Annotated in this window: 18 protein-coding genes; 7 read left to right on the top strand and 11 right to left on the bottom strand. The window is 62.3% G+C overall.

All coding sequences use genetic code 11. The features are described 5' to 3' along the window. The first annotated feature begins 96 nt into the window (after positions 1 to 96). The 4 genes from rimP to infB are packed head-to-tail and all read left to right on the top strand — an operon-like array spanning position 97 to position 5,616. On the top strand, positions 97 to 708 hold the full coding sequence (rimP, locus tag V6590_RS10700; protein WP_335422736.1) for a ribosome maturation factor RimP: 612 nt from the start codon (positions 97 to 99) through the stop codon (positions 706 to 708). A gap of 17 nt (positions 709 to 725) precedes the next feature. Then, positions 726 to 2,342 carry a transcription termination factor NusA gene (gene nusA, locus V6590_RS10705; protein WP_335422738.1) on the top strand — a complete coding sequence of 539 codons (1,617 nt, stop codon included), beginning with the start codon at positions 726 to 728 and terminating at the stop codon, positions 2,340 to 2,342. Positions 2,343 to 2,350: 8 nt separating this feature from the next. After that, positions 2,351 to 2,995, top strand: coding sequence for an RNA-binding protein (locus tag V6590_RS10710; protein ID WP_335422739.1), 645 nt, complete (start codon positions 2,351 to 2,353; stop codon positions 2,993 to 2,995). Beyond that, complete coding sequence (gene infB / locus V6590_RS10715) at positions 2,992 to 5,616, top strand: translation initiation factor IF-2 (protein ID WP_335422741.1); 2,625 nt, start codon at positions 2,992 to 2,994, stop codon at positions 5,614 to 5,616. Before V6590_RS10710 ends, infB begins: the two co-directional genes overlap by 4 nt. Before the next feature lie 94 nt (positions 5,617 to 5,710). On the opposite strand, the gene V6590_RS10720 is transcribed toward infB, so the two are convergent. The 4 genes from V6590_RS10720 to V6590_RS10735 all read right to left on the bottom strand — a co-directional run bounded on the left by V6590_RS10720 (position 5,711) and on the right by V6590_RS10735 (position 8,596). Continuing rightward, the gene (locus V6590_RS10720) at positions 5,711 to 5,848 is read right to left on the bottom strand and encodes a hypothetical protein (RefSeq protein ID WP_335422743.1); all 138 of its coding nucleotides are present in this window, start codon (positions 5,846 to 5,848) and stop codon (positions 5,711 to 5,713) included. 114 nt (positions 5,849 to 5,962) lie between these two features. Next, positions 5,963 to 6,361: an 8-oxo-dGTP diphosphatase MutT gene (gene mutT / locus V6590_RS10725; protein WP_335422745.1), complete on the bottom strand. Its 399-nt coding sequence runs from the start codon at positions 6,359 to 6,361 to the stop codon at positions 5,963 to 5,965. Then, positions 6,358 to 7,626, bottom strand: a complete 1,269-nt coding sequence (gene argJ / locus V6590_RS10730) for a bifunctional glutamate N-acetyltransferase/amino-acid acetyltransferase ArgJ (protein ID WP_434063253.1) — start codon at positions 7,624 to 7,626, stop codon at positions 6,358 to 6,360. Before argJ ends, mutT begins: the two co-directional genes overlap by 4 nt. A 124-nt stretch (positions 7,627 to 7,750) precedes the next feature. After that, complete coding sequence (locus V6590_RS10735) at positions 7,751 to 8,596, bottom strand: foldase protein PrsA (protein ID WP_335422748.1); 846 nt, start codon at positions 8,594 to 8,596, stop codon at positions 7,751 to 7,753. A 189-nt stretch (positions 8,597 to 8,785) separates the two neighbouring features. Between V6590_RS10735 and secA the strand changes: the two genes are divergently transcribed. The 3 genes from secA (at position 8,786) to V6590_RS10750 (ending at position 14,097) form a co-directional block, all read left to right on the top strand. Beyond that, positions 8,786 to 11,488, top strand: a complete 2,703-nt coding sequence (secA, locus tag V6590_RS10740) for a preprotein translocase subunit SecA (protein WP_335422750.1) — start codon at positions 8,786 to 8,788, stop codon at positions 11,486 to 11,488. A 166-nt stretch (positions 11,489 to 11,654) separates the two neighbouring features. Further along, positions 11,655 to 12,572: a hypothetical protein gene (locus tag V6590_RS10745; protein WP_335422753.1), complete on the top strand. Its 918-nt coding sequence runs from the start codon at positions 11,655 to 11,657 to the stop codon at positions 12,570 to 12,572. Between the two features lie 76 nt (positions 12,573 to 12,648). After that, on the top strand, positions 12,649 to 14,097 hold the full coding sequence (locus tag V6590_RS10750) for an OmpA family protein (RefSeq protein ID WP_335422755.1): 1,449 nt from the start codon (positions 12,649 to 12,651) through the stop codon (positions 14,095 to 14,097). Here V6590_RS10750 and radC read toward each other — a convergent pair. From radC to dnaA, 7 genes are all read right to left on the bottom strand, one after another. Then, positions 14,075 to 14,851 carry a RadC family protein gene (gene radC / locus V6590_RS10755; protein ID WP_335422757.1) on the bottom strand — a complete coding sequence of 259 codons (777 nt, stop codon included), beginning with the start codon at positions 14,849 to 14,851 and terminating at the stop codon, positions 14,075 to 14,077. The genes V6590_RS10750 and radC overlap by 23 nt on opposite strands. Before the next feature lie 80 nt (positions 14,852 to 14,931). Beyond that, positions 14,932 to 17,382, bottom strand: coding sequence for a DNA topoisomerase (ATP-hydrolyzing) subunit B (gene gyrB, locus V6590_RS10760; RefSeq protein ID WP_335422759.1), 2,451 nt, complete (start codon positions 17,380 to 17,382; stop codon positions 14,932 to 14,934). A gap of 80 nt (positions 17,383 to 17,462) precedes the next feature. Next, entirely contained in the window at positions 17,463 to 18,083 is a 621-nt protein-coding gene (locus V6590_RS10765; RefSeq protein ID WP_335422760.1) for a LysE family translocator, read from the bottom strand. Beyond that, a complete protein-coding gene (locus V6590_RS10770; protein WP_335422762.1) occupies positions 18,080 to 18,505 on the bottom strand; it encodes a VOC family protein in 426 nt (141 codons plus the stop codon). Before V6590_RS10770 ends, V6590_RS10765 begins: the two co-directional genes overlap by 4 nt. Positions 18,506 to 18,516: 11 nt before the next feature. Next, complete coding sequence (gene recF, locus V6590_RS10775) at positions 18,517 to 19,614, bottom strand: DNA replication/repair protein RecF (protein ID WP_335422953.1); 1,098 nt, start codon at positions 19,612 to 19,614, stop codon at positions 18,517 to 18,519. Between the two features lie 68 nt (positions 19,615 to 19,682). Next, positions 19,683 to 20,801, bottom strand: coding sequence for a DNA polymerase III subunit beta (gene dnaN, locus V6590_RS10780; RefSeq protein ID WP_335422763.1), 1,119 nt, complete (start codon positions 20,799 to 20,801; stop codon positions 19,683 to 19,685). 199 nt (positions 20,802 to 21,000) lie between these two features. Then, a complete protein-coding gene (dnaA, locus tag V6590_RS10785; RefSeq protein ID WP_335422765.1) occupies positions 21,001 to 22,383 on the bottom strand; it encodes a chromosomal replication initiator protein DnaA in 1,383 nt (460 codons plus the stop codon). Positions 22,384 to 22,705: the final 322 nt, after the last annotated feature.

Raw genomic sequence — 22,705 nt, forward strand, 5'->3', positions numbered from 1 at the left:
GACACGTAACAGAGGCGCTTGCGGGTCCAAACCGGAAGCCCACCGAATGATGCAAACGGGCCCTGTAAGCCCGTTTTTTGTTTTTGGAAGCAAGGCATGACCGATCTCATCGCCAAGACCGCCATCGACCGGCGACTCGCCGATATCGTCGGCCCCGTCATCGAGGGGCTGGGGTTTGAACTGGTGCGCATCCGCCTGATGGGCGGAAGGACGCGCACGCTGCAGATCATGGTCGATCGCCCGGATGGCGGCATCGAAGTGGACGAATGTGCCACCTGTTCGACTGCAATTTCTGCCGTGCTGGATGTGGAAGACCCGATCGAGGATAACTATATCCTCGAAGTCTCCTCGCCCGGGATCGACCGTCCGCTGACCCGCCTGAAGGATTTCGACATGTGGGTCGATTACGAGGCCCGGCTGGAAACCACCGAGCTGATCGATGGCCGCCGCCGGTTCAAGGGCGTGCTGCAGGGCACCGAGGGCGACGAGGTGCTGATCGAGATCGAGGAGGGCGGCGAAAGCCTGACCATCGGCCTGCGCTTTGACTGGCTGTCGGATGCCAAGCTGCTGCTGACCGATGAACTGATCGCCGAGGTTCTGCGCCAACGCAAGGAATCGGGCGTCATCGACGAATCGAAATTCGACGAGATCGAAGAAACCGAAGGGGATGAGGACGAAGAGCCCGACACCCCCCAGACCAAACACTGACAGGCCAAGAGGACATCATGGCGATTACGTCTGCGAACCAGCTGGAACTGCTGCAAACCGCCGAAGCGGTCGCGCGCGAGAAGATGATCGACCCCGACCTGGTGATCCAGGCCATGGAAGAAAGCCTCGCCCGTGCCGCCAAGTCGCGTTACGGCTCGGAGCTTGATATCCGCGTGAAGATCGACCGCAAGACCGGCCGCGCCACCTTTGCGCGCATCCGCACCGTGGTCACCGACGAGGAATTCGAGAACCACCACGCCCAGCTGACCGTCAAGCAGGCCAAATCCTACCTGAAAGATCCGCAGATCGGCGACGAGGTGATCGACGAAGTGCCGCCGGTGGATCTGGGCCGTATCGCCGCGCAAAGCGCCAAGCAGGTGATCCTGCAGAAGGTGCGCGAGGCCGAGCGCGACCGCCAGTTCGACGAATTCAAGGATCGCAAGGGCACCATCATCAATGGCGTGGTGAAGCGCGAGGAATATGGCAACCTGATCGTCGATATCGGCCGGGGCGAAGGCATCCTGCGCCGCAACGAAAAGATCGGCCGCGAATCCTATCGCCCGAATGATCGCATCCGCTGCTACATCAAGGATGTGCGCCGCGAAACCCGTGGCCCGCAGGTCTTCCTGTCGCGCACCGACCCGCAGTTCATGGCCGAACTGTTCAAGATGGAAGTGCCGGAAATCTATGATGGCATCATCGAGATCAAGGCCGTGGCCCGCGATCCCGGGTCGCGCGCCAAGATCGCCGTCATCAGCTTTGACAATTCGATCGACCCGGTCGGCGCCTGCGTCGGTATGCGCGGCTCGCGCGTGCAGGCTGTGGTGAACGAACTGCAGGGCGAAAAGATCGACATCATTCCGTGGAATGCCGATACCGCCACCTTCCTGGTGAACGCGCTGCAACCCGCCGAAGTGTCGAAAGTCGTGTTCGACGAAGAGGCCGGCAAGATCGAAGTCGTGGTGCCGGATGAACAGCTGTCACTGGCAATTGGCCGCCGTGGCCAGAACGTCCGTCTGGCCAGCCAGCTGACCGGTCTGGACATCGACATCATGACCGAGGCCGAAGAATCGGCCCGCCGTCAGGCCGAGTTCGCCGAGCGCACCAAGCTGTTCATGGATACGCTCGACATTGATGAGATGATGGCACAACTGCTGGTCGCCGAAGGCTTCACCAATCTGGAAGAAGTGGCCTATGTCGAACAGGACGAACTGCTGTCGATCGACGGGTTCGACGAAGGCACCGCCGAAGAGCTGCAGGCCCGTGCCCGCGATTATATCGAAGAACAGAACCGCAAGGCCATCGAAGCGGCGCGCGCTCTGGGCGTCGATGACAGCCTGTTCAACTTTGAAGGCCTGACCCCGCAGATGATCGAGGCGCTGGCCCGTGACGGGATCAAGACGCTGGAAGACTTTGCGACCTGCGCCGATTGGGAACTGGCCGGTGGCTGGACGACCGAGAACGGCCAGCGCAAGAAGGATGAAGGCATCCTTGAAAAGTTCGAACTGAGCCTGGACGAGGCGCAGACCATGATCATGACCGCGCGCGTCATGCTGGGCTGGGTCGATCCGTCGGAACTGGCGTCGGACGAAGACCAGGCCGAGGGCACTGACGACGAAGAAGAAGAGGCGTAAGTTCAGGCATGACCCGCGGCGGCCGCAAGGACGAACAGGATGGCCCGGAACGGAAATGCATCGTTTCGGGCGAGGTCGGGCCAAAGGCCGGGCTGATCCGCTTTGTCGCGGGGCCGGATGGCGAGGTTGTGCCGGATGTGCTGCAACGCCTGCCGGGCCGAGGCTTCTGGGTGACCTGCACCCGCGAAGCCCTGGACCGGGCGGCGGCAAAAGGCCTGTTCTCGCGCGCGGCGCGGGCCAAGGTCACGGCACCTGCCGAATTGGCCGACCTGATCGAAGGTCTGCTGGCGCGACGGGTGGTTGATCTGGTCAGTCTGGCCCGCAAGGCCGGACTGGCGGTGACCGGATACGAGAAGGTGAAGGACTGGCTGGTGAACGGCACGGCGACCGTGCTGATCCAGGCCAGTGACGGGTCGGAACGCGGCAAGGCAAAGCTGCGCCCGCCCCAGCGGACCGGGCTATTCATCGGCTGCCTGACGGCACAGGAAATCGGTTTGGCTTTTGGTCGCGAAAGTGCCATACACGGCGCGCTTGCGGCTGGTGGACTCAGCAACCGTGTTGTAGAGGAAGCGGCAAGGCTGGCGGGGCTCCGGGGTGGAGCTGGCCAGCAGGACGGCGGCGAGACCGCCGGAGAGGATACGAAGACGGCATGAGCGATACAGACGGCAAAAAACCCCTGGGGCTTGGTGGCGGCGCGGGTCAGCGTCCGGGTCAGGTGAAGCAGAGCTTCTCCCATGGCCGCACCAAGAGCGTCGTGGTGGAAACCAAACGCAAGCGCGTGGTGGTTCCCAAACCCGGCGCGCCCGGCACGGCTGCCGGCGCAGGCGGATCGGCCCCGCATCTGGGCGACCCGTCCAAGCGCCCGGCCGGCATTTCGGATGCCGAAATGGAGCGGCGTCTGGCCGCCCTGAAAGCTGCCAAGGCCCGTGAGGCCGAAGACACCGCACGCCGTGCGGAAGAAGAGCGCCAGCGCGAAGAAGAGCGCCAGCGCCGCCGCGAGGAAATCGAGGCCAAGGAAGCCGAAGAGCGCGCCCGTCAGGCTGCGCTGAAGGCCAAGGCCGAGGAAGAGGAACGTCTGGCCCGCGCCGAAGCCGAGGCAAAGGTTGCCGCGGCTGCACAGCGCAAGGCCGATATCCTTGGCACCAAATCGCGGGCCCAGATTCAGCGCGAGCAGGAAGAGGCCCGCGCAGCTGCCGAAGCGGCCAAGCCGGCTGCCAAGGCCAAGGAAGCGGCACCTGCCGAAGAAGCCCGCAGTGCGCCCAAGCCGGCCGCTGGCGGTGCGCCTTCGACCAGCGGCCCCAGCCCGCGCAAGATCGACCGTGAACGCGAGGAACGCGAACGCGAACGCACTGCCAAGGGCAAGGGCGAGGATGGCCGCCGTTCAGGCAAGCTGACCCTGACCGCCGCGCTGGATGGCGAAGGTGGCCGGACCCGTTCGCTCGCCTCCATGAAGCGCAAGCAGGAAAAGGCCCGCAACAAGGCGCTTGGCTTCGGCCAGAAGCCGGAAAAGCAGGCCCGCGACGTGCAACTGCCCGAAACCATCGTGGTGTCGGAACTGGCCAACCGGATGGCAGAACGTGCCGCCGATGTGGTCAAGGCACTGATGAAGATGGGCATGCTGGTCAACATGAACCAGGCCATCGACGCCGATACCGCCGAGATCATCATCGAGGAATTCGGCCATCGTGCCGTCCGCGTGTCCGACTCGGATGTGGAACAGGTCATCGATACGGTTCAGGACAAGGAAGAAGACCTGCAGCCGCGCCCGCCGATCGTCACGATCATGGGCCATGTGGACCACGGCAAGACCTCGCTTCTGGATGCGATCCGCAAGACCAATGTGGTGACCGGCGAAGCTGGCGGGATTACCCAGCATATCGGGGCCTATCAGGTGAAGACGCCGAACGGCGCGCTGATCAGCTTCCTCGACACGCCCGGCCACGCGGCCTTTACCAGCATGCGTGCCCGTGGCGCGCAGGTGACGGATATCGTGGTGCTGGTGGTGGCTGCGGATGACGCTGTGATGCCGCAGACGGTTGAGGCGATCAACCACGCCAAGGCCGCCAAGGTGCCGATGATCATCGCGATCAACAAATGCGACAAGCCCGGCGCGAACCCGCAAAAGGTGCGCACCGACCTGCTGCAACATGAAGTGGTCGTCGAGGCCATGTCGGGTGAAGTGCAGGATGTCGAGGTTTCGGCCAAGACGGGCATGGGGCTTGAGAATCTGCTGGAAGCCATCGCGCTGCAGGCCGAGATTCTGGAACTGAAAGCCAACCCGAACCGCGCTGCGGCCGGGGCGGTGATCGAGGCCAAGCTCGACGTGGGCCGTGGTCCGGTGGCGACGGTTCTGGTGCAGAACGGCACGCTGAAGCGCGGCGACATCTTTGTCGTGGGCGAACAGTGGGGCAAGGTGCGCGCGCTCATCAACGACAAGGGCGAGCGCGTGGACGAAGCTGGCCCGTCGGTTCCGGTCGAAGTGCTGGGCCTGAACGGTGCCCCGCAGGCGGGCGACGTGCTGAACGTGGTCGAAACCGAGGCTCAGGCGCGCGAAATCGCGGATTACCGCGAGAAGGCCGCCAAGGACAAGCGCGCGGCTGCTGGCGCAGCCACCACACTGGAACAGCTGATGGCGAAGGCCAAGGCCGATCTGAGCGTGGCGGAACTGCCGGTGGTGGTGAAGGCTGATGTTCAGGGTTCTGCCGAAGCCATTGTTCAGGCGCTGGAAAAGATCGGCAATGCCGAAGTGCGTGTGCGTGTCCTGCATTACGGCGTTGGCGCGATTACCGATTCGGATGTGAACCTGGCCGAAGCCAGCAACTGCCCGATCATCGCCTTCAACGTCCGCGCCAATGCCACGGCCCGCAGCTCAGCCCAGCAAAAGGGCGTGGATATCCGCTACTATTCGATCATCTATGACCTGATCGATGACATCAAGGCCGCCGCTTCGGGCCTGCTGAAGGCGGAAGTGCGCGAAACCTTCATCGGTTATGCGCAGATCAAGGAAGTCTTCAAGGTGACCGGCGTCGGCATGGTGGCGGGCTGCCTGGTGACCGAGGGCGTGGCACGCCGTTCGGCAGGCGTACGCCTGCTGCGCGAAAACGTGGTGATCCACGAGGGCACGCTGAAGACGCTGAAACGCTTCAAGGACGAGGTGAAGGAAGTCATCTCGGGTCAGGAATGCGGTATGGCCTTCGAACGCTACGAAGATATCCGTCAGGGCGACGTGATCGAGATCTTCGAGCGCGAGGAAGTTCAGCGCACGCTGGCCTGATCTGCAGCCAGCAGGTCAAACTGCGGAAAAGACAAGGCCGGGCGAAATGCCCGGCCTTTCTGTTTGCCTTCAGTGGAATTTCCAAAGGGACGTGTCACGCCCGCCCGACAGTGACCGGATAGCCGACAAAGGTCTTGTCATCGACCCGTACCATGAGCTTTCCATCAGGCGTGTTGCCAACAACAAGCCCCTGTACCGAAACGCAGCTTCCCAGTGTGATCGTGCGCAACATACTGTCTCCCCCTCGCAGCGAGCTACTTCACCTGTCCAGATTGCGACAAAATGGTAAACAGAGAAATAACAATCTGCTCGGGAATGCGGCAGTTGGCGAAATCTTTCGAATAGATCAAAGCCAGTCGCGCAACATCGGAATCAGCGGGACGTCAGCCGGGGGCATCGGATAGTCCTTCAACCGGTCTGCACGCACCCAGGCAAGACCCTGCCCTTCGCGCGGCGTCACGGTGCCCTGCCAGCGGCGGCATGCAAAGAGCGGCATCAAGAGGTGGAAGTCGTCATAGCTGTGGCTGGCAAAGGTCAGCGGTGCCAGACAGCTTTTCCAGGTGTCGATCCCCAGTTCTTCCTGCAATTCGCGGATCAGGGCGGCTTCGGGCGTTTCGCCTGATTCTACCTTGCCGCCCGGAAATTCCCACAGTCCGGCCAAGGACTTGCCTTCGGGGCGCTGCGCAAGCAGCACCCTGCCATCGGCATCAATCAGCGCGACCGCCGCAACAAGGACGATCTTCACGACCGATAATCCGCGTTGATTTCCACATAGCGGTTGGTCAGATCGCAGGTCCAGATGCGGCGCGTGGCCTTGCCCAGCCCCAGATCAACACCGATCACAAGTTCGGACTGGCGGAAATAGGCCGCGCCATCCTCTTCGCGGTAATCCGGGTTCCGCCAACCGTTGCGAGCCACCACCAGATCGCCAAAGGTGATGCGAAGCCGGTCACGATCCGCTTCGGCCCCCGACTTGCCGATTGCGGCCACGATTCGGCCCCAGTTCGGATCTTGCCCGGCCAGCGCGGTTTTCACCAACGGCGAATCGGCGATGGCTTTGCCAATCCGGTAAGCATCTTCAGGGCTGGCCGCGCCGGTGACCTTGATCTCGACAAATTTCGTGGCGCCTTCGCCGTCACGGATCACCTGATGCGCAAGATCCATCATCACGCCGCGCAACGCCGCTTCGAACGCCTTGGCCACGGGACCCTTCACTTCGGCAGCTTCGCTTTGGCCGGTGGCGGCCACCAGCAGCGTGTCCGAGGTGGAAGTGTCACTGTCCACTGTGATGGAGTTGAAGGTGTCATCGACATTGCGTGACAGCATCTTCTGCAGATTGGCAGCGCTGATCTTCGCATCAGTGAAGATATAGACCAGCATCGTCGCCATATCGGGCGCGATCATGCCCGATCCCTTGGCGATACCCGAAATGTGGATCAGACCCCCATCGCCCTGCACCACCGCCGCTGCGCCCTTCGGGAACGTATCGGTGGTCATGATCGCTTCGGCGGCCATCTGAATCGATTCTTCAGCCAGATCATCCACCAGCGCAGGCAGGACAGCCGTGATCTTTTCATAGGGCAGCGGCTCGCCGATCACCCCGGTGGATGACGAAAACACCCGGCTTGCAGGCACGGCAAGGGCCGCAGCGGCAGCGCCAGTCACTTCTGCCACGGCCTTGTCCCCCACGGCACCCGTAAAGGCGTTGGAGTTGCCCGAATTCACCACGATGGCCGCCCCTGCATCTGCCGGGGCCTTCATCGCCAGCTTGGCCTGACAGTCGCGCACACAGCCCGACCGGGTGGAAGACCGGGTAAAGACCCCGGCCATCACTGTTCCCGGGGCAAGATGCACCAGCATCACGTCCTTGCGGTTCTGATACTTGATGCCGGCCCCGATCGCCGCAAAGCGCGCGCCCCGGATCACCGGAAGATCCGGAAAACGCGCGGGGGCCAGAGGCGAAACAGGCTTGGCCGCCTTTGTCGCGACGGCCTCTGCCCCATTTTCCATATCGCCACGCAGATCGGCCAATTGGGCAGTCAGCTTGTCGACCTTCTTCCTGAGCTTCTTCTTCAGCGCTTTTGCTTCGGCTTTCCAGTCGGTCTTGGCCATGTCTGCCCCCAATGCTGCGGGATTACTTGTCCAGAAGGGTTTCGTCCTTCAGCACCGCCGGGTCAATCCCCTCGCCGGGTTTCTCGACCTTTGCGGCAGCGGTCAGGTCGGCAACGGCCTGCGACACCGCCTTTTGTTCGATCTCGCTGGCCAGTTCCTCACGCACGTCATCCAGCGACGGAATGGCCGCCTGACGGGTTTCAACCAGCTGAATCAGGTGCCAGCCGAAATCGGTTTGCACCGGGCCCTTCAATTCGCCTGCCTTCATCGACATCACGGCGTCCTCGAAGGGTTTCACCATCATGCCCGCGCTGAACCAGCCCAAATCACCGCCGCTCGCAGCAGTGCCATCGGTACCGTGTTTCTTGGCTGCATCGGCAAACAGAACACCGCCTTCGATCTCGGCCTTGATTGCATTGGCCTTTTCTTCGCTGTCCACCAGAATATGCGAGGCGCGGTATTCGGTGCCGGGCGTCGCATCCTTGAAACGCTCTTCATAGGCGGCCTGCAGAGCCGCATCGGTGACCGCTGCCTGCACAATCCCTTCGATAGCGATGGCCGACAGCGCGCTGCGGTGGGTATTCGCCACTTCAAGCTGCTGGCGCTTGGTCAGGCCGGGTTCGACCTTCTGCTGCAGCGCGGTCTGTTGCACCAGTTGATCGAGGATTCCCTTGAACAGCACATCATCGGGCAGTTGCTGGTATTGCGGCGGCAGGCCCGCACGGGTGACGATCATGTCGCCCAGCGTGATGGCCGTACCGTTCACCGTGGCGACAACCGTATCGGCTGACAGGTCTTCGGCCCGCAGCGGGGCAGAAATCACCGCCATCAGCGCCACGGCGCCCAGGATTTTCGTCATTTTCGCCATCATCACCGTCTCCTGATCGGGCAGCTGCATCGCGCCGCGTTGACTTGCGCGCAGCAGCCCCTTACATCGCGAAGGTCGCGCGAGACGGGGCACCTTCGCGCCTTTCCGGGTTCTTCTATGAAAGCTGGGCAAGGCGGGCAAGGCCCCTGCCTCGCACGTTCTTGTCAGACAAGGGACAGCGGAGAAAACATGCTTGGCCTCGGAACGCTCGCGCGGAAGGTCTTTGGCTCGCCCAATGACCGCAAGGTGAAATCGGTTCGCCCGCTGGTCGCGAAGATCAATGCGCTGGAGCCGGAATTTCAGGCGCTGTCGGATGAAGGGCTGATTGAACGCACCCGCGCCCTGCAGGAACGGGTGCAGGTCAAGGGCGAAAGCCTAGACAGCATCCTGCCCGAAGCTTTCGCCAATTGCCGTGAAGGCGCGCGCCGGGCACTTGGCCTGCGGGCATTTGACGTCCAGCTCAAGGCTGGCATCTTCCTGCATCAGGGCAATATCGCCGAAATGAAGACCGGGGAAGGCAAGACCCTGATGGCCACCTTCCCGGCCTATTTGAACGCGCTGGCCGGCAAGGGCGTGCATGTCGTCACAGTAAACGACTATCTCGCGCGGCGCGATTCCGAATGGATGGGCAAGGTCTATCGCCAGCTGGGGCTGACCTGTGGGGTGGTCTATCCCTATCAGCCCGAAGAGGAAAAGCGCGCCGCCTATCAGGCCGACATCACCTATGCCACCAATAACGAGCTGGGCTTCGATTATCTTCGCGACAATATGAAGGGCAGCCTCGAAGAGATGATGCAGCGTGGGCATTTCTACGCCATCGTTGACGAGGTAGACAGCATCCTGATCGACGAGGCGCGCACGCCCCTTATCATTTCAGGCCCCAGCCAGGACCGCAGCGACCTTTACACCAAGGTCGATGCCATCGTTCCCGAACTGACAGCCGAGCATTACAAGGTCGATGAAAAGACGCGCAACGCGACGCTGACCGAAGAAGGCAACGAATTCGTTGAACAGCGCATGCGCCAGATGGGCCTGCTGCCGGGCGAACAGACGCTGTATGACCCGGAAAGCACTTCGCTGGTGCATCACATCAATCTGGCCTTGCGGGCGCATAAGCTGTTCTTCAAGGACCAGAACTATATCGTCCGCGACGGCGAGGTGATGCTGATCGACGAATTCACCGGCCGCATGATGCGCGGGCGCCGCCTGTCCGAAGGCCTGCATCAGGCCATCGAAGCAAAGGAAGGCGTGGCGATCCAGCCCGAAAACGTGACGCTGGCCAGCGTGACGTTCCAGAATTACTTCCGCCTGTATGGCAAGCTGGCGGGCATGACCGGCACGGCCCAGACCGAAGCCGAAGAATTCATGGAAATCTACAAGCTGGGCGTGGTCGAAGTGCCGACCAACCGCCCGGTGGCGCGCAAGGATGACCACGATCAGGTCTATCGCACCGCGCGCGAAAAATACGAAGGCGTCGTGCGCACCATCAAGGAAGCGCATGAAAAGGGCCAGCCGATCCTTGTCGGCACCACAAGCATCGAAAAATCTGAAATGCTGTCGGGCCTGCTGCAATCGGCGGGCGTGCCGCATAACGTGCTCAATGCCCGCCAGCACGAACAGGAAGCCAAGATCGTGGCCGATGCGGGCCGTTTTGGCGCAGTGACCATTGCCACCAACATGGCGGGCCGTGGCACGGACATTCAGTTGGGCGGTAATGTGGAAATGAAGGTGATGGAAGCCATCGCCGCCGATCCGCATTTGCACCCTGATGAGGTGCGCGCCCGGATCGAAGCCGAACATGCCGAGGAAAAGGCAAAGGTTCTGGCTGCCGGTGGTCTGTTCGTGCTGGGCACCGAACGACACGAAAGCCGCCGCATCGACAACCAGCTGCGCGGCCGCTCCGGTCGTCAGGGCGACCCGGGCCGTTCGGCCTTCTTCCTGTCGCTGGAAGATGATCTGATGCGTATCTTCGGCTCGGAACGGCTGGATTCGGTGCTTTCCAAGCTGGGCATGAAGGAAGGCGAAGCGATCGTTCACCCCTGGGTGAACAAGTCGCTGGAACGCGCGCAGGCCAAGGTGGAAGGTCGCAACTTCGACATCCGCAAGCAGTTGCTGAAGTTCGATGATGTGATGAATGATCAGCGCAAAGCCATCTTCGGGCAGCGCATGGAGATCATGCAGGCCGAAGACCTTTCGGAAATCGTGCAGGACATGCGACATCAGGTGATCGACGATCTGGTCGAGGATTTCATGCCCTCGGGCACCTATCCCGAACAGTGGAACGCACCCGGCCTTTACGCCGCCGTGATCGAGAAGCTGGGCCTTGATCTGAAGATCATCGAATGGGCGCGCGAAGAAGGCGTCGATCAGAATGGCATCCGCGAACGGATCGAGGCCGCAAGCGATGAGATGATGGCCGAGAAACTGGCAGCCTTTGGCCCGGAAACCATGCGCAACATCGAAAAGCAGCTGTTGCTGCAGACGATCGATGCCAAATGGCGCGAACATCTGCTGCGGCTGGAACATCTGCGGTCAGTTGTGTCCTTCCGCGGTTATGCGCAGCGCGACCCGCTGTCGGAATACAAGAACGAAGGCTTTACCCTGTTCGAAAACATGCTGGACGGGCTTCGTATTGATGTGACGCAAAAGCTGGCCATGGTGCGACCGATCACGCCCGAGGAACAGCAGGCGATGATGGCGCAATATCTGGCGCAGGCCCGGGCCCAGGCTGCCCCTGCCGCCGCCGCTGCGGCACCTATCGCCGCTGGCGCGGCCGCGTTGCCGGGGTTTGACGAGGCTGATCCGGCAACATGGGGCAATCCGTCACGCAATGACCCCTGCCCCTGCGGATCGGGCGAAAAGTTCAAGCACTGCCACGGGCGTCTGGCCTGATCGCCAGACGCGTATTGAACCGAAACACTGTCTGTTTCCGGGCCGCCCCGTCCAGTGACGCGGGCGGCCCTGCCTTTGCAAGGCTGGAAACATTCCCCGGAATCGCCACGGATTGGCCCAGTTTGCACGCTACACCCGTAGGCAGACCTGAACTGGAGCCCGTGTCATGGACATGAAACGCCGTATCGCCCTTGCTTCCGCCCTGTTGGCCGTGGGCCTTGGGGCCGGGCATTTCGTGCAAAGCCGCGCCAAACCGGCCCAACAGGCGGCGCTTGCGCCTGAGGTGAAGCCACAAAGCGTCGTGCCACTGGCTGCGACCATCGAACCCGCCCTGCCGGAACCCGTCAAGCCGGCACTGCCTGCTGCGCCCGCGCTGGAACCGGCAGCAAAGCCCGAAACTGCCCTAGCCCCGGTGGCTGATGCCTGCCCGGTTGAGCTGGAGTTGATGCAGCAGGACAATGCCATGGTGGGGATCACCCTGCTGGCGCCCTGCCGCCCCGGGCAGCGTCTGGTCATCAAGCATGGCGGACTGGCGATTACGGCACAGACCAGCACCACCGGATCGCTGTTCCTCGACATTCCGGCGATGGAGACGCAGGCCCGGATCGACATCAGCTTCCCGGATGGAGAGAAGATCGCCTCCACCATCCCCATGCCAGAAGTGGCCCAGATGCAGCGTTTTGCGGTGCAATGGCTCGACCGGGATGCGTTCCAGCTGCATGCTTTTGAAAACGGGGCCGATTATGGCAAACCGGGCCATGTATCGGCTGCAGCCCCGCAGCGTCCCGCGCCAGGAGAGATCGCGCAGGGCGGATTTCTGACCCTGCTGGGCGATGCCACGACCGATCTGCCTATGCTGGCCGAAGTGTACACCTTTCCCAAGGATGGCACACCCGAAGTGCTGATCGAATCTGCTGTGACCGCCGACACCTGCGGGCGCGAATTGCTGGGTGAAACAATCGGTTCGGTCGGCGGCAAGGTCAGCGTGAATGAATTGACATTGGTCATGCCGGAATGCGATGCCGCCGGAGACATTCTGGTGTTGAAAAATCTGGTGCCCGAGATGAAACTCGCCGCCAGATAACGGCGGGTTTCTGATGCGGCATGTGCCATGCTGCGCGGCAGTTTTCGCCGCGCTTCTTTCTTTTGCACCGGGCGCGATGGCGCAGGATGTGACGCTGACCGCCCGCGACAGTTCGCTGTCGATCGAAGGCACGTTGCAAGGCTTTGATGGCGAGTTCTACCGGGTGGATACCCGCTATGGCCTTCTGACGGTCGATGGCGAAGGCGTGATTTGCGAAGGCCCCGGCTGCCCGGACCTGACGGCACCGCTGGCGGTGCTGACCGTGACCGGTGCTGGCGCTCCGGGCAATGCGTTGTTGCCTGCCCTGCTTGCAGCCTATGCCGAGACGCGCGGGCTTGCCGTGGCTGTGTTGCCCGAAGGCGATGGCTTTCGCGCCATCCTGACCGATCAGACCAGCGGGCAGGATCTGGCCCGGATCACCTTTCAACCCAGCCCGCCTGAAGTGGCACGGGCAGCGTTGCTTGCGGGCAAGGCCGATCTGATCGTGGCACAGACCGCCGACAAAGGCTTTGGCAGCCGGGCGATGGCGCTGGATGCGCTGGTGGCCATCGTTGCCCCTGACAATCGGCTGGCGCATGTTTCGACCCCCGATCTGGCCCGTGCCCTGTCGGGCGAAATCCGCAATTGGCAGGCATTGGGCGGGCCAGACATGCCGCTTGTGCTGCATGCGCTGCGGGCCGATACGTCGCTGCAAGAGGCACTCGCAGCCCGTTTGGGCCGACAGGTGGCGGCTGTCGTGGAACATGACACGCCCGAAGCCCTGGCCGAAGCCGTGGCGCGCGACCCCTGGGCGCTGGCCATCACGGGCCAATCTGCCCGTGGCAGGGCCCGCCTGCTGCCCTTGACCGACAGTTGTGGCTTTGCCCTGCAGCCCGAGCGGGCCTCGGTCAAGGCCGAGGACTATCCGCTGGCGCTGCCCGTGAACCTGTTGACGCCACGCAGGCGCTTGCCACTCTTTGCCCGTGAGTTTCTGGAATTCCTGGATCACCCTGCGGCGCAGGGCGCGATTTCCGCGGCGGGCTATGTGGACCGGGCACCGGAACTGACCCCGCTGACCGGCGATGGCCTGCGCCTGCTGAACGCGATCAAGGGCGCCGGGCCGGATGTACCATTGCCCGAATTGCAGCGGCTGGCCGAAACCATGGCCGGGGCCAGCCGGTCTTCGTTGACCTTCCGCTTTGAGGATGGGTCCACCACATTGGACGCGCGGTCGCGCGACAATCTTCGATTGCTGGCTGACCTGCTGTCAGTGGGGGCGTTCAACGATCAGCAGGTGGTGCTGGCCGGCTTCTCTGATGGGTCCGGCGACGGGGCTGCCAATCTGCAGCTGTCGGAAAGCCGGGCCATGGGCATTGCCACCGCATTGGCAGAGATGAGCCCAGATTTGCCCGAGGGTCAGGCCTTTCCCGATGTGATGGCCTTTGGCGAGGCCCTGCCAATGGCCTGCGACACCACAGCCGCCGGACGGCGGGCCAATCGGCGGGTCGAGGTCTGGGTGCGCCCTAAAGGTATTGCTGCGCCCTGAAGCTCAACTCGCGTTCCTTGCCGATGATGATGTGATCATGCAGCACGATGCCCAGAACCTCGGCCGCATCGCGGATCTGCGCTGTCATTGCGATATCGGCATCGGACGGGGTGGGATCGCCAGAGGGGTGATTGTGCACCAGAATCAGGGCACAGGCATTCAACTCCAACGCCCGTTTCACCACTTCGCGCGGATAGACGGGAACATGATCCACCGTGCCACGCGCCTGTTCCTCGTCAGCAATCAGGACGTTTTTCCGGTCCAGAAACAACACCCGGAACTGTTCCGTCTCGCGATGCGCCATGGCGGTGTGGCAATAATCGAGCAGTGCCGCCCAGCCTGACAGGACCGGCCGCTGCATCACCCGCGACCGGGCCATGCGCTGTGCCACCGCCTCCAGCAGTTTCAGTTCCAGCACCACCGCATCCCCGACACCCTTGACCTGCAGCAGGCGCGGCAGCGGTGCGGCAATCACCCGGTTCAGATCGCCGAAGGTATCCAGCAGCTGCCGGGCCAGCGGTTTCACATCCTGCCGCGGGATCGCCCGGAACAGCACAAGTTCCAGCAATTCGTAATCCGGCATCGCAGCTGCGCCGCCTTCCAGAAATCGCTGGCGCAGCCGTTTGCGGTGATCAGCGATGTAGGAAGGCAGGCGCCCTTCCACAGGCGCAGCCAGTACCACATCATCCTCATCACCCGGCGGGGCAAAAAGGGGCAATGAAGCTTCGGCAAAGGCGCTGGATTTCGGGCTCATGCCGCGCAGGGTGCGGCAGAAGGGTAAACCAGTGGTTAACGCGCCGGGCACCCCGGCCATTGGCCGGGGTGCGGCAGCAATCAGAAGTCCAGGTTTTCCACGTTCAGCGCATTCTGCTGGATGAATTCGCGGCGCGGTTCCACCACATCACCCATCAGTTTGGTGAACAGATCATCCGCCTCTGCCACGTCATCGACACGCACCTGCAGCAGTGTGCGGGCGTCCGGGTCCAGCGTGGTTTCCCAAAGCTGCTCGGGGTTCATCTCCCCCAGCCCCTTGTACCGCTGCAGCGACAGGCCCTTTTCGCCCTCGGCCAGAATGGCCTTCAACAATTCGGTCGGGCCATGGATCGGTTGATCCCGATCCTTGCGCACCAAACGGGCCCCGGAGGCAAAGACATCGCGGCTTTGCGCAGACATTTGCGAAAGCTTGCGTGCCTCGCCCGACCGTAGCACCGCACCATCCAGTGTGCGCAACTCTTCCACGCCCCGCAGGATGCGCGACAGGCGGATGCCGTGGTCCTGCGTGATGCGGCCTTGCCAACCACGTTCATATTCCACAGCGACCCCGTCCAACCGCCGCGCCACCATATCGGCCACCAGTTGCAGGTCGGCATCGGCACGACCCTGATCGAAGGCCCCGGCCAGCGCCGCCTGCTCCAGAATGTTGCGCGGGTAATGCGTCGGAAATGCCTCCAGCACCCGGCGGAAGGCGCGGGCACCTTCGACGATGCGCAGCAGATCGGCGCCTGCCACCTCTTCGCCGGTGCCAAGGCGCAGCACGGCCCCTTCGACCCCTTGTTGAATCAGGTAATCTTCAAACGCCGCCTGATCCTTGAGATAGACCTCCGACTTGCCGCGGGCCACTTTGTACAGCGGCGGCTGCGCGATATAAAGATAGCCGCCATCAATGATTTCGGGCATTTGCCGGTAGAAGAAGGTCAGCAGCAGCGTGCGGATATGCGCGCCATCCACGTCAGCATCGGTCATGATGATGATCTTGTGGTATCGCAGCTTCTTGATATCGAATTCATCGCGGCCGATCCCGGTGCCCAGAGCGGTGATCAGCGTGCCCACCGTCTCTGACGACAGCATCCGGTCGAACCGCGCGCGTTCCACATTCAGGATCTTGCCGCGCAGCGGCAGCACGGCCTGTTGCTTGCGCGATCGCCCCTGTTTGGCCGACCCACCGGCGCTGTCACCCTCGACGATGAAAAGTTCCGAAAGGGCCGGGTCTTTTTCCTGACAATCGGCCAGCTTGCCGGGCAGCGAGGCCACATCCATCGCGGTCTTGCGCCGCGTCAATTCGCGCGCCTTGCGGGCGGCTTCACGGGCCAGCGCCGCTTCGATGATCTTGCCGACGATGATCTTGGCCTGCGCCGGGTTTTCTTCGAACCACTCGCCCAGCTTTTCGTTCACCAGGTTTTCGACGGCCGGGCGCACCTCGGACGAGACCAGCTTGTCCTTGGTCTGGCTGGAGAATTTCGGATCAGGCACCTTGACCGACAGCACACAGGTCAACCCTTCGCGCGCATCATCGCCTGTGAAATCGACCTTTTCGCGTTTGGCGATGCCACTGTCCTGCGCGTATTTGGTGATCGTCCGGGTCAGGGCCGCGCGCAGGCCCGCCAGATGGGTGCCGCCATCGCGCTGCGGGATGTTATTGGTGAAGGGCAGCACCGATTCATGGTAGCTGTCATTCCACCACATCGCGACCTCGACCCCGATGCCGCCACGTTCGCCCACCATATAGATCGGCTCGGCCATGACCGAAGTCTTTGACCGATCCAGGTATTTCACAAACTCCCGAACCCCGCCCTCGTAGAACAGCTCGGTCTTCACCGGCTCGGCATGGCGGTCATCCTCGATGATGATGCGCACACCGGAATTGAGGAAGGCGAGTTCGCGCAGCCGCGTCTCCAGCACCTTGAAGCTGTAGTCGAGGTTGGAGAACGTGCCATCTTCGCGGTTGGTCTTGGCGCTGGCCAGAAAACGCACCTCGGTGCCTCGCTGGCCGGGGGCTGGCCCCACGTCATGCACATGCACCACACATTCGCCGAATTCGAACCGCGCGCGATATTCGCGATCATTCCGCCAGACCGTCAGTTCCAGCCATTCCGACAGCGCATTGACCACCGAAACCCCGACGCCGTGCAGGCCGCCCGACACTTTGTAGGCATTGCCGCTTTCGTCGGTGTTGTTGAATTTGCCGCCGGCATGCAGCTGGGTCATGATGACTTCGGCTGCGGAAACGCCCTCTTCCTGATGGATATCCACCGGGATACCGCGCCCGTTATCGCGCACGGAAACGCTGTCATCGGCATGGATTTTCACATGCACATAATCGGCATGACCTGCCAGCGCCTCGTCGATGCCGTTATCGACAACCTCATAGACCATATGATGCAGGCCCGAGCCGTCATCGGTGTCACCGATATACATGCCGGGGCGCTTGCGAACAGCCTCCAACCCCTTGAGAACCTTGATGGAATCCGCGCCATACTCGGCGGGTTTCTTGGCTTCTTCGGCCATGTGCCACGCACCCCTTGAATTGCCTGCAATTTATAGCGGCTGGGGCCGGGAATGTCACCCCTGCCCCACAAGATTTGGGGTCAGAGGAAGGGGATCACCGCCGCCACCGCAATGAGCAAGAGCCCTGCCGTCACATTCAGCCGACGCAGGTTTTCCGGGCTGGACAGCAGCGCGCGTGCGCCATCCAGAAACTTGGCCAAGGCCAGATTGCAAACCATGGGCAAAAAACCCGAAATTGCAATGATCGCCAGAATGTCGGGCCATGTCAGACGCGACAGATCGAAAAACCCCGGCAAGGCACCCATATAGAACAGGATCGCCTTGGGATTGCCGATCACTGCCGCAAGCCCGACCGTGAACCCGGCCCATAGGCCCGGCCGGGTGAGGCGGCTATCGCTGCCCGGGGCTTTGGCGGGGCTGCGCAACAGCATCACGCCCATCACCAGAAACACCGCCGCAGCCACCCATCGCAACAGGCTGAGCACGTCACCATATTGGGTCGCGATCCAGGACAGGCCCAGAATGGCAGCCAGCGGCCACATCAGATCGCCAATGGCAACGCCCACGGCCAGCGGCCAGGCCGCACGGAACCCGCCCGAAAGCGCCCGCGCCAGCAGTGCCACCCAGACCGGGCCCGGCACCAGCCACAGACCCAGCATCGCACCCGCATAGGTCAGAAGTTGCCAGAACGTGACGGTCATTTGGGCAACCTCAGGCTGCCATCGGCATCCAATGGCCAGAACGGATTCATCGTAACCTCCCACACATGGCCATCCAGGTCAGCCCAATAGCCGGAATAGCCACCCCAGAATACCTCTTCCGGGCGTTTCAGCGCTGTCGCGCCGGCGGCGAGGGCTGCCTCAAATGCGGCATCTACCGCAGCCTCAGTGGCGAAGTTCTGCGCAAAGGTCACGGCTCCCGTGCCAAGCGCGGCACCGGCGCGCCCCTGATCGGTGGCCAGATCGGCGAGGCCAAACAGCGCCAGCGCCAGACCGTTCATCTGGTAAAACGCCACCCCCTCTTGCGCGCTATGCTCCTGCCAGCCCAACCGGGCGTAAAACGCCTTGGCCACAGCCAGATCAGCCACGCCAAGAGTAATCAAGGTCACGCGTTGCGGAGTCATGCTGGGCGGAGTCATGCTGGCACCTCGGTGATGATGGATTGCCCCTCGGCATCCGAGATTTCAAAGGTTTGCCCCCGCGCACCGAGGCTGTCAAACAGGCCCGGCTCGGTGCCGGTCATGATCGCCTGCGCCCCGGTGGCGCACAATTCATCATACAGCGCGGCGCGACGCCCGGCATCCAGATGCGCCGCCACCTCATCCAGCAACAGGATCGGCGGGCGTCCCAGATCCGCCGCGAGTGCCCGGGCATTTGCCAGGATCAGACTGATCAGCAGCGCTTTCTGTTCACCGGTGGAACATTGATCCGCCGCCACGCCCTTGGCCGTAAACACCGCCGCCAGATCGGCGCGATGCGGGCCGGTGAGTGTGCGCCCCGCCGCCATCTCGCGACGCCGCCCCTCGGCCAGTGCCTGCGCCAGATCGGCTGCCGCGCCCTCGGGGTTCACCACCTCCAGCGCCGCCTTGGGAAAAGCCGTGTCCGCGCCCTCCTGCACCGCCAGCAAGCGCGCCACTGTCGCGGCCCGGTTCGCCTCGATAACCGCGCCAGATTGCGCCATCTGCGCCTCCAGCGCGGCATACCAATGCGGATCGGACACCTGATCTTTCAGCAGCCGATTGCGGTCGCGCATCGCCTTTTCGTAGGTCAGCACAGCCTCGGCATGTTCGGGAACAAAGCTCAGCACCATCCGGTCCAGAAATCGACGCCGCCCCTCTGCCGCCTCGATCCACAGCCGGTCCATGCTGGGCACCAACCAGACCATGCGCAGGATGCGTGCCAGCGCCAGTTGCGGCGCGGCCTTGCCATCAATACGGACCTGCCGCGCAGCCCCCGGATCTGAAAAGGTTTCCACATCATGCGCCGCCGAAAGGCCAGCCACACGGGCCGCGACTTTCCAGCCAAATGCCTCGGGGCGGCGCGCAAGATCTTCTGCAGCGGCCCGACGCAACCCACGCCCGGGCGACAGCAGCGACACCGCCTCAAGGATATTGGTCTTGCCCGCGCCATTTGCCCCGAACAGGGCCACAGGGCGGCCATCGAACACAAGCTCCGCCGCCCGATGGCTGCGAAAATGCGACAAACGTAGGGACAGGATTGCCAGCCCGGCCACACCCGGCTTCCTTTGCTTCATATGCAAGACACGTTGCGGGGGTCCGGGAGCAAATCCCCGAGGGGAGATCAGACGCGCATCGGCATCACGACATAGACGGCGCTGGTGTCATTGCCTTCGCGCATCAGCGTCGGATCACCCGAGGAATTGAACAGGAACACGGCGTTTTCCCGATCCACCTGGCTTGCGATTTCCAGCAGGTATTTGGCGTTGAATCCGATTTCCAGCCGTTCGTCGCCATAGGCCACGGCCAGTTCCTCTTCGGCTGCACCACTGTCGGGGGCATTGACCGAAAGGATCAGCCGGTCTTCATCAAGGCTGAGTTTCACGGCGCGCGACCGTTCGGAAGATACGGTTGCCACCCGGTCCACCGCCTTGGCGAAATCGGTTGCATCCACTTCCAGCCGCCGGGAATTGTTCAGCGGAATCACCCGGGTATAATCGGGGAACGTCCCGTCGATCACCTTGGAGGTCAGCGTGATCGAAGGCGTGGCAAAACGCACCTTGGTTTCTGAAACCGACACCGCGATCTGCGCCTCGTCATCGTCCAGCAGTTTGCGCAGTTCATTCACAGTCTTGCGCGGCACGATCACACCCGGCATTCCGGTCGCCCCTTCCGGCAGCGCCGCGTCGATGCGCGCCAACCGGTGGCCATCGGTCGCCACACAGCGCAGCACCGGCCCCATATCGCCAGTGGAAACATGCATATAGACGCCGTTCAGATAGTACCGGGTTTCTTCGGTCGAAATCGCGAATTTCGCCTTGTCGAACAAGCGCCGCAGCACAGGGGCCGGTGCGGCAAAGTTCGTGGTATATTCCGAACTGGCCATGACCGGAAAATCTTCGCGCGGCAGGGTCGCAAGGTTGAAGGTCGAACGACCCGCCGTCACGGTCAGACGCCCTGCGGCGGCGTCTTCGGCCAGGGTGACCAATGCGCCATCGGGCAGCTTGCGCACGATTTCATGCAGCATCACCGCCGACACGGTGGTGGCACCCGCGCGTTCCACCATTGCCGGGGCTTTATCCACCACTTCGATATCCAGATCGGTCGCGCGGAAGCTGACAGTATTGCCCTCAGCCTCGATCAACACATTCGCCAGAATCGGGATCGTGTTGCGGCGTTCCACAACAGATTGCGCTTGCCCCACGGCCTTCAGAAGCGTGCCGCGTTCGATGCTGATCTTCATCCCTGTCACCCTTTGCTGGCGGGAACACGAAATTACCCGGTTCCTGCCGGTTCTCAAGCCGTTTTGGCGACATTCCGGCAGATTGGCGGGGGCGTCAAGCGGCGCTGTTGTCGGTTGGCTGCCAAGTATCTGCCGCCGTTGCAGGAAAGGCCCGGTCTTTCGCCGCGAAACCGGGGCCTGAACAGGCCCCGTTACACGCTCAGGCCTGCAGCAGGCGCTTGAGCAACTGCAGATCGTCCGACAACTGGCTGTCAGTTGCCATCAACTCTTCGATCTTGCGCACACCATGCATGATCGTGGTGTGGTCGCGCCCCCCAAAGCGGCGGCCGATTTCAGGCAGGCTGCGCGGGGTCAGTTGTTTGGACAGATACATCGCTACCTGACGCGGACGGGCGATGGTGCGGAGCCGTTTGGGCCCGATCATGTCCGACAGGCGGATATTGTAATGCTCTGCGACCTTGCGCTGGATTTCCTCGATGGTGACCTTGCGGTCCGAAGCGCGCAGAATATCGGCAAGACAGTCCTGCGTCAGATCCAGCGTGATTTCACGCCCCACCAGCGATGCGAAGGCGAAAAGCCGGGTCAATGCGCCTTCCAGCACACGGACATTGGTCGTGATGCGATGGGCAAGGAATTCCAGCACGCCCGGTGCAATCACCAACCCGCGATACTGATCACGATATTGGTCGGCCTTCTGTTGCAGAATGCCCAGCCGCAATTCGTAATCCGTCGGATGCAGATCGACGACCAGGCCGCATTGCAGGCGGCTCTTGATGCGCTCTTCCAGATCCTTGATCTCGCCGGGCGCGCGATCGGCTGAAATGACGATCTGCTTGTTCTGATCCACCAGCGCGTTGAACGTGTGGAAGAATTCTTCCTGCGTGCTGTCCTTGCCCGCGATGAACTGCACGTCATCGACCATCAGAACATCAACCGAACGGAACAGTTCCTTGAAATCCATCACCGACCGGTCGCGCAGCGCCTGCACGAAACGATACATGAACTGCTCGGCCGACAGATACAGCACCCGCAGATCAGGGCGGCGGGACTGAAGATCATGGGCAATGGCATGCATCAGGTGCGTCTTGCCAAGGCCCACGCCGCCATACAGGAACAAGGGGTTGAAGCTGACAGGCCCGCCTTCGGCCACGCGACGGGCAGCGGCATGGGCAAGCTCGTTGGGTTTTCCGACAACAAAGGTGTCAAAGGTAAAGCGCGCATCCAGCGGGGCACCGGGCAGATCTTCATCCGCCGCGCGCGAACGCATCGCTTTGGCACGGGTCGGCGCTTTGGCGGCAGGTGCGGGTTCTGCAACGGCGGGTTTGGTAGCAGTGCGCGGGGCTGTATTCACGGTGAAATCAACCCGCTCCACACCCAGACCGGACGAAATCAGCAGCTTGCGGATATGATCCCCATAATTGCGGCGGACCCAGTCGCCGAAGAAGGAGGTCGGCACTTCGAATTGTGCCACACCATCCGTCAGTTCGGCGAAGACCAGAGGTTCGATCCAAGTAGAATAGTTGTTCTTGCCAAGCCGTTTTTGAAGTTGCTCACGAATCTCGCCCCAAGTTTCGTTTGTCATTCTCTGTTCTTACCCGTCCCGCGCCGTTCTCGGCTCATTGGGGCGTACATCGCCCTGTTCTTCACACCACTGGCACCCGAGGAGGAGGAGCACCACGGTTCAGACCGCGCGGGAGGACAATCAGGCAAATACAAGACCGTCGCTGCCGGGCTAACCAGCGGCGTCAGTTCTTGTACTGGATCTGCAAGACTTCAGGGCGCAGACCCTTAACCTTTTGATCGCAAGCCAATTTCCCGAAAAAGATGCGGCAGTGCATCCTGTGGCAGCCGGGTATGTCTGGCTTCGATCCTGTCATGTCCCCCAGGACAGCGTGAATCGCAGG

The organism is Gemmobacter denitrificans (assembly GCF_036964905.1).
Taxonomy (GTDB): domain Bacteria; phylum Pseudomonadota; class Alphaproteobacteria; order Rhodobacterales; family Rhodobacteraceae; genus Gemmobacter; species Gemmobacter denitrificans.